The sequence below is a fragment of the Gemmatimonadaceae bacterium genome (assembly GCA_019752115.1).
In the GTDB taxonomy this organism is placed as follows: Bacteria; Gemmatimonadota; Gemmatimonadetes; order Gemmatimonadales; family Gemmatimonadaceae; genus Gemmatimonas.
Genome location: JAIEMN010000016.1, coordinates 93,440 through 100,453, shown reverse-complemented (window position 1 = coordinate 100,453; position 7,014 = coordinate 93,440). Strand labels below are relative to the sequence as shown.

Annotated in this window: 6 protein-coding genes; 2 read left to right on the top strand and 4 right to left on the bottom strand. The window is 68.4% G+C overall.

The features are described 5' to 3' along the window. Positions 1-136: 136 nt before the first annotated feature. Both K2R93_07400 and K2R93_07395 read left to right on the top strand, forming a co-directional pair. Positions 137-1,228, top strand: coding sequence for a DNA recombination protein RmuC (locus tag K2R93_07400; protein ID MBY0489653.1), 1,092 nt, complete (start codon positions 137-139; stop codon positions 1,226-1,228). Further along, a complete protein-coding gene (locus tag K2R93_07395; GenBank protein ID MBY0489652.1) occupies positions 1,225-2,886 on the top strand; it encodes a M1 family metallopeptidase in 1,662 nt (553 codons plus the stop codon). Before K2R93_07400 ends, K2R93_07395 begins: the two co-directional genes overlap by 4 nt. Before the next feature lie 102 nt (positions 2,887-2,988). On the opposite strand, the gene K2R93_07390 is transcribed toward K2R93_07395, so the two are convergent. The 4 genes from K2R93_07390 to K2R93_07375 all read right to left on the bottom strand — a co-directional run bounded on the left by K2R93_07390 (position 2,989) and on the right by K2R93_07375 (position 6,802). Then, positions 2,989-3,642, bottom strand: coding sequence for a hypothetical protein (locus K2R93_07390; GenBank protein MBY0489651.1), 654 nt, complete (start codon positions 3,640-3,642; stop codon positions 2,989-2,991). 103 nt (positions 3,643-3,745) lie between these two features. Beyond that, the gene (locus K2R93_07385) at positions 3,746-5,494 is read right to left on the bottom strand and encodes a hypothetical protein (GenBank protein ID MBY0489650.1); all 1,749 of its coding nucleotides are present in this window, start codon (positions 5,492-5,494) and stop codon (positions 3,746-3,748) included. Between the two features lie 7 nt (positions 5,495-5,501). Continuing rightward, positions 5,502-6,254 carry an ABC transporter ATP-binding protein gene (locus K2R93_07380; GenBank protein MBY0489649.1) on the bottom strand — a complete coding sequence of 251 codons (753 nt, stop codon included), beginning with the start codon at positions 6,252-6,254 and terminating at the stop codon, positions 5,502-5,504. Next, a complete protein-coding gene (locus tag K2R93_07375; protein ID MBY0489648.1) occupies positions 6,251-6,802 on the bottom strand; it encodes a hypothetical protein in 552 nt (183 codons plus the stop codon). Before K2R93_07375 ends, K2R93_07380 begins: the two co-directional genes overlap by 4 nt. Between the last annotated feature and the right edge of the window lie 212 nt (positions 6,803-7,014).

Sequence of the window (7,014 nt, the reverse complement as noted above, 5' to 3'; positions counted from 1 at the left end):
GTCGCACCGATTCTCGCGCAGGACCCAGCCGCGAGGCCACCACGGTGGCCTTGACTAGTTGGCCTTTCTCATAGAAGACATTCGAGGAATCCAAGGCAGTTTCCCGCTGACCACACCGATCAGTAGCTTGGAGCGCATGGAACTCCTCCCGTGGGTGTGGGCCCTGCTGGGGTGTGCGGTTGGCGCGCTTGGCGCGTGGCTGATTTCGCAGCGCATCGCCGCGGCCGATACGGCGCGGCGGGTGAGCGAAGCGGAAGCGCCGCTCAAGGCGCAGTTGGCGCGCCATGAAGCGGAGGCGCAGCTCACGGCGCGCCACGGCAATGTGGCGGAGCTGCTGGCCCCCATCCGGGATACGCTCGCGCGGTACGACGATGCCCTCGCGCAGCTCGGGCGGGCGCAGGCGCAGGTCGCCGGGCAGATCGGCGAACGCCTCGAGGCCGTGGCCACCGCGGGGGAGTCGCTGCGCCGGGAGACGCAGCAGCTGTCGCAGGCCCTGCGTGCACCGACGGTGCGTGGGCAGTGGGGAGAGCTGCAGCTGCGGCGGGTGTGCGAGCTGGCGGGGATGCTCGCCTACTGCGACTTCGAACCGCAGGTCACCGTGCGCACGGAAGACGGCGTACAGCGCCCCGATCTCCTTGTGCGCTTGCCGGGTGAGCGGCGCATCGTGGTGGACGCCAAGGCGCCACTCACGGGCTATCTCGAGGCGATGGCCGCGAGTGATGACAAGCAGCGGACCGCGTGGCTCGCCGAGCATGCGGCGCAGGTGCGGGCGCATGTGCAGCGCCTGGCGAGCAAGCGGTACTGGATGCAGTTCCCCGATGCACCGGACTTCGTGGTGCTCTTTCTCCCTGGGGAAGCGTTCTTTGCGGCGGCGCTGGATGCTGATCCGTCGCTGCTCGAGGCCGCGTTGGGTGAGCGCGTGCTGCTGGCGACGCCCACGACGCTCATCGCGCTGCTGAAGGCGGCGGCGTATGGGTGGCGTCAGGAGCGTGTGGCCGAAGAAGCGGCCGAAGTGGCTACGCTGGGCCGGGAGTTGCACGAGCGGCTCGCGGTGTTCGACGAACAGCTCACGGAGTTGGGGCGCGGGCTGCAGCGCGCCATGACGGCGTACAATCGCGCGGTGGGCAGTCTCGAAAGCCGCGTGCTCGTATCGGCGCGCCGGCTCGGCGAGCTCGCCCCCGTTACGCCGATCGATACGGACCTTCGCAAGGTGGATGTGCCCGAATGAACACCCGATCGCTCTTCCGTGCCGCGCTCGCGCTGCTCGCCACCACGCCCGCGGGGCTGCTCGCCCAGCGGCCGGCCCCCGTCTACACGCATGCCGACTCCCTGCGCGGCGGCAACGGCCCGGGGCGCAGCTGGTGGGATGTCGAGTTCTACGATCTGCGCGTGCGCGTCTCGCCCACCGACAGCACGCTGCGCGGCGCCAGTGGCATCACCTACAAGGTCACCGCGCCCGCCAAGGCCCGGCAGACGCAACTCCAGATCGATTTGCAGGTGCCGCTCGAGGTGGACAGCATCGTGCAGGATGGTGCGAAGCTCCCCTTCACGCGCGACGGCAATGCCTTCTTTGCGACGGTCGTGGTGAATCAGAAGGTCGGCGAGCGACGCACGGTCACCACGTACTACCACGGCAAACCGCGCGCGGCCAAGAACCCGCCGTGGGATGGGGGGCTCATCTGGCGCGCCGACAGCCTTGGCAACCCCTGGGTGGCAACGGCGAATCAGGGCTTGGGTGCGAGTGTGTGGTGGCCCACCAAGGACACGCAGGCGGATGAGCCGGACAGCCAGCGCGTGGCGATTCGCGTCCCCGATCCGATGGTGAACGTGTCGAACGGCCGACTGCGCCGGGTGACGCATCACGACGATCGCACCACGACGTGGGAGTGGTTCCTCGTGCACCCCATCAACAACTACGATGTCGCGATCAATGCGGGGACGTACGAGCACTTCAGCGAGATCCATCAGGGCGAGCGTGGCCCGCTGACGATGGACTACTGGCCGCTGGCCTTCCATCGCCAGGCGGCGGAACAGCAGTTCCGGCAGGCGAAGCCGATGATCCAGTGTTTCGAGAACTGGTTCGGGCCGTATCCGTGGTACGAAGACGGCTACAAGCTCATCGAAACGCCGCATCTGGGGATGGAGCACCAGAGTGCGGTGGGCTACGGCAATCGCTTCCAGAATGGCTATCTCGGCACCGACCTCTCGGGGACCGGTGTGGGGTTGCTGTGGGACTTCATCATCGTGCACGAAAGTGCGCACGAGTGGTGGGGGAACAGCCTGACCTCCAAGGACCTCGCCGACATGTGGGTGCACGAGTCGTTCGCGAACTACGCCGAGAACCTCTATGTGGAGTGCCGACTGGGCAAAGCGGCCGGGGCCCGCTATGTCATCGGCACCCGCGCCAAGGTGCGCAACGATCAGCCCATCATCGCCGCCTATGGCGTGAACGCCGAAGGCTCGGGCGACATGTACTACAAGGGCGGCAACATGCTGCACACCATTCGCCAGATCATCGGCGATGATGCCAAGTGGAAGCAGATCCTGCGCGGCGTGCAGAGCACGTATGCGCACCAGACGGTGACCGGTGCGCAGGTGCAGGCCTACATCTCGCAGCAGGCCGGGATCGATCTGGCGCCGGTGTTTGCGCAGTATCTCACGACGACCAAGATCCCCGCGCTTGAATGGAAGCCCGACGGCGACGGGGTGCAGGTGCGCTTCGCCGATGTGGTGCCGGGCTTTGCGCTCGAGGTCCCGCTCTCGGCGTCGGGGAAGATGGTGAAGAGCCGCGTGACGGCGGAGTGGTCACCTGTGGCGCTGAGTGTTGGCGCCGGCGTGCTGCGTGCTGATGAGAACTATTACGTTGTCATTCGACGGGCGCCCTAGAAACAGCTTGCACAGAGTACACCGTGAACCACAGGGGGGCACAGAGACTCATCACGACTCTCTGTGCCCCCTGTGGTTCTCTGTGCACCCTGTGCGAGCTGTCTAAAGCGATCCCAGCAGATCGTCGATCGCTTTCTTGTCGGCATCTTCGAGCGGCTCGGCGCCGTTGATGATGCGCTGCAGGATGTCCACCGCTTCGGCGGCGAGGTCATCGGGATGGCGACGGTCCTTTTCGAAGCGCACGATGTGGCCGAGGAGGATCGTTTCGAACGGCGCCTCCTCGGTCTCGTCGTCATCCTCGTCGTCCTCATCGTCGTCGTCATCATCGGCCCCGACGGACGCTTCGTAGCTCGGGACGCTCGCCTTCCAGGGCTCCGACTCGTGATCCTGCGCTTCGAGCAACGCGCGGGGCACGAGCGCGAACAGGCGACACTGCAGCCCCGGGGACTCCTCGAACGCGAACAGGCCGAGCTGCACCGGCTCGTCGAAAAGCTTGAGGTTGAGCAGGCGAGCGATCGCTTCGGGCGGCATGGCGCTCCGCGCGACGAGCCGATCGTCGATGTACGACGCCAGCGCGCAGTTCTCGGGGGCGCGCGGATCGTCGAGCTGGGCGACGTGCAGCGTGATGGGTTCGCGCGTGGTCACGAACACCGCCTGACGCTGCTCGCCCTCCGCCTCGTCGCCCGCATCCTGCTCGTCGGGGGACTCGTCGTCGGGAGTGAAGTCGTCGTCGGGCTCGAACTCGTTGGCGGCCATTGGAGCGTTCGTTGGATCGGGGTACCGCGGGGGCTGTCGCAGGTTAGACAGCAAGCCTCCGTCCGGGAAGGCCCCCCGGGCTCAACCGCCCGGGGGGCCTTCGTTAAGCGGCTGCCACGTCGGTGACGTCGGTCTCCTCGAAGACCGTGCCAAGCCACCGCCACACGGGCCAGAGCTCGAGGGCAATGATGAGGTTCGCCACGAGCGTGGCGAGCACCACCGACCAGCCGTTCCAGTCGCCCGTGAGCCACAGAATCAGCACCCCGGCGCCGGCAGGAAACACGAGCGCGACCGCAGCGACGAGTGTGGTCGCGCCGGTGGTGAGCAGATTCTGGCCCATCGTTTCGAAGCCGCGCGCTTCGGTCCCGAGGCGCACCCACGCCGGAAAGAGCAGCGCGGTGGCGTTCTGGACGGTGAACATCAGCGCGTTGAACACCGGCACACCCACGACCACGGCCACGATGATCGGAATCGTGGCGCCGCTCTGGAAGAACAGCGCCGGGTCCTGCAGGAACATCACCAGCGGGACCGTCATCAGCGACCACACCGTGATGCTGTGCAACACGGTGACGGCGACGATCTCGGCGCCCACAATCCGCCAGCCGGCGAGCGGCATCGTCTTGAGCTGCGCCAGTTTGGGGAGATCGAGGCGCAGGTCGAAGCGCATCCAGAGCGGCCCCACGAAGAGCAGCATGGCGCCCCAGCCGATGGTCACGCCCATGAAGGCGTCACCGGCGCGCGTGGACGCCGAGCGTGTGACGGCGGCCAGAATGGCGAGGCCGATCGTGAACGACACCAGCTGGGTCGTCCAGGATCCGCCGCGCATGGCGGCGACAATGTTCTTCCAGACGATGGCGACTTCCGGCCGGCCGCGGAGCCCAAGCGACGGCACCCGCGCGAGCTTCCCGCTCCGACTGCGCGTGCGCCCCATCTGCGACGCGCGAAAGCGCTGGAGGCGCTCGGCGCGGTGCTGCGTGGCTTCGATGGCCGCTTCTTCGAACGCCCGATCGAGGCGCACGACCCACACGTAGTGCAGGAGCAGCAGCGCCCCCGCGCCTGCCAGCGCGGGCCAGAAGGCGGGGGTGCGAATGAGCTGCACCGGTTCGAGCAGCGTGCGCACGGGCCACAGCGCGGCCGCCGGTACCGGCGCCTGCAACGCGTCGGTTATGGCGGTGATGAGCGCCTTGACGCCACTTGTGCTGGCAAAGCGCAGCGTGGGGAGCTCGACGGCGAGCCCGTACACCACCATGCCGACCAGCGCTCCGAAAATCACCAGCGGCACGAGGCCGCGTCGCGCGCCGGCCTGACCATGCTCCATGGCGCTCGCGCGCACGATGGCCGCGCCCAGCCGATGCAGCGCCAGCGTGGAGAACACGACCCACAGCGCGAGCCCGCGCTCCCACGAGGCCAGCTCGCCCGCGTTGCCGCGGAAGAGCACCGAGAAGATCAGCGTGTTCACCAGAATGGCCAACTGCAGGCGCAGCAGCTTGGCGTGCACGAGCCCCCGGCGTGTGATCGGCGCGGGGAAGAGGAACTGGACTTCGGCCGGAGCAAAGGCGAGCGCGCCGCGCTCACTGCCGAACAGCCACCAGCGCGCCGACGACAGCAGCAGGAGCGTGCTGCCCAGCACCAGCAGCGGTTCCGACTGCAGCAGCGCGGTGAGCGGCGAGCCGTTCATCTGCGCGTTGCGGAAGAGCGCCCACCACAGGTAGAGCGCGCCGAGGGCGACGGCGGCGATGTAGCGCGGGCTGCGCACCCGCCGCGTCTGCTGGCGCACGCGATTGGCAAAGGCGCGCGCGTAGAGATACGCGAGCGCGCTCAGCGGCGCGGGCTGACGGTCCGTCGTGGCCACGGCCGCGTTACGCCGCGGTGGTCACGGGATCGGCGGCCGGCTCGTCGCCGGTGAGCGCGATGAAGATCTCCTCGAGTGAGCGGCCAGCAAGCGCGGGACGCTGGGTCACGATGTCATCCAGGGTGCCGAAGGCGACCATCTGCCCTTTGCGAATCACCAGCAGCCGCGTGCACAGCTCTTCGACGAGGTGCAGCAGATGCGAGCTGAGGATCACGGCGGTGCCTTCGCGTGCGCGCGCGGTGATCGTTTCCTTCATGCGGCGGATCCCCACCGGGTCGAGCCCGGTGAGCGGCTCATCGAGCAACAGGGCGCGCGGCTGATGCAGCAGGCCGCAGGCGATGGCCAGCTTCTGCTTCATGCCGCGCGACAGCTCCGTGGGGAGCGCGTCGCGCTTGGGGGTGAGCTCGAGTTCGTCGAGCAGCGCCGGGATGCGGGGTTCGGCATCGGCCACCCCGTAGAGGCGCGCGCAGAAGCGCAGATGCTCGGTGACCGTCAGATAGTCAAAGAGCGCCGGTTCATCGGGGATGAACGCCAGCTGCTGCTTGGCTGTGACCGGATCCTTCGCCAGATCGACCCCGGCGATCTGAATGGATCCGCTCGTGGGCTGCAGGATGCCGGCGAGGGCGCGCAGGGTCGTGGTCTTGCCGGCCCCGTTCGGGCCAACAAGCCCCAGCACATCGCCAGGCGCGACATGAAAGGAGAGTCCCTGCACGGCCACGACATCGCCGTAGAGTTTGGTGTACGCGGAAACGTCGATCACGGAGCGGATGTGGGGAGAACGAGCGGCGCCGACAGCGTCACGCTAATAGTGGCGCCCGCCGCGAGGCAGCGCTCGGCCACCCGACTCCGTTGCGCAGCGACCGTGCCGGCCGCCGCCCCGCCAGCCGCCCCGATCACCGCGCCCTTGGCCCCACCGCCCAGAATGCGCCCGAGAATGGCGCCGGCGACCGCGCCGGTGATGACCTTCCCCTTGTCGTTGCCGCCACTCACCGACCGCTCGGTGGTGGTCGCGTCGTTCACCGCCACGCTCCCCTCCGCGGGCACGAAGTCCCCATGGACCTGCACGCCCCGCAGGCGGAAGGTGAACCCGTCGGTGCCGGCGCTCGCGAGTTCGATGAGGATGGGGGTGCCCGCGTCGAGGACGGCGCCGTTGCTCCCCGTCACGGTGCGGGCGAGGGAGACGACAAACCGGTCACCGGGCCGGTTGGCCAAGGAGCAGATCTCGGCGCTCGTGGCGCCGGAGAGCAGCGTGCCGGCGCCGATGCTGCCGCGCGCCGCCGGCGCCGGACCGGGGGCCGGGGCTGGCATGGGGGCGGCAGGGACGGGCGCCGGCGCCGGGGTGGTGGCCACTGGCGCCGGTGCAGGCGCGGGCGTCTGGCGCGTTGGACGTGCTACAGGCTTCGGCGCGATCTTTTGCGCCAAAACAGGCTTTCGTGGCGTGTTATTCGCTTGTTTCTGGCGTGTTGATGGCTCAGTTGGCTTGGCTGGCGCAGATGGCGCGCGCATGGCCGTATCGCCCA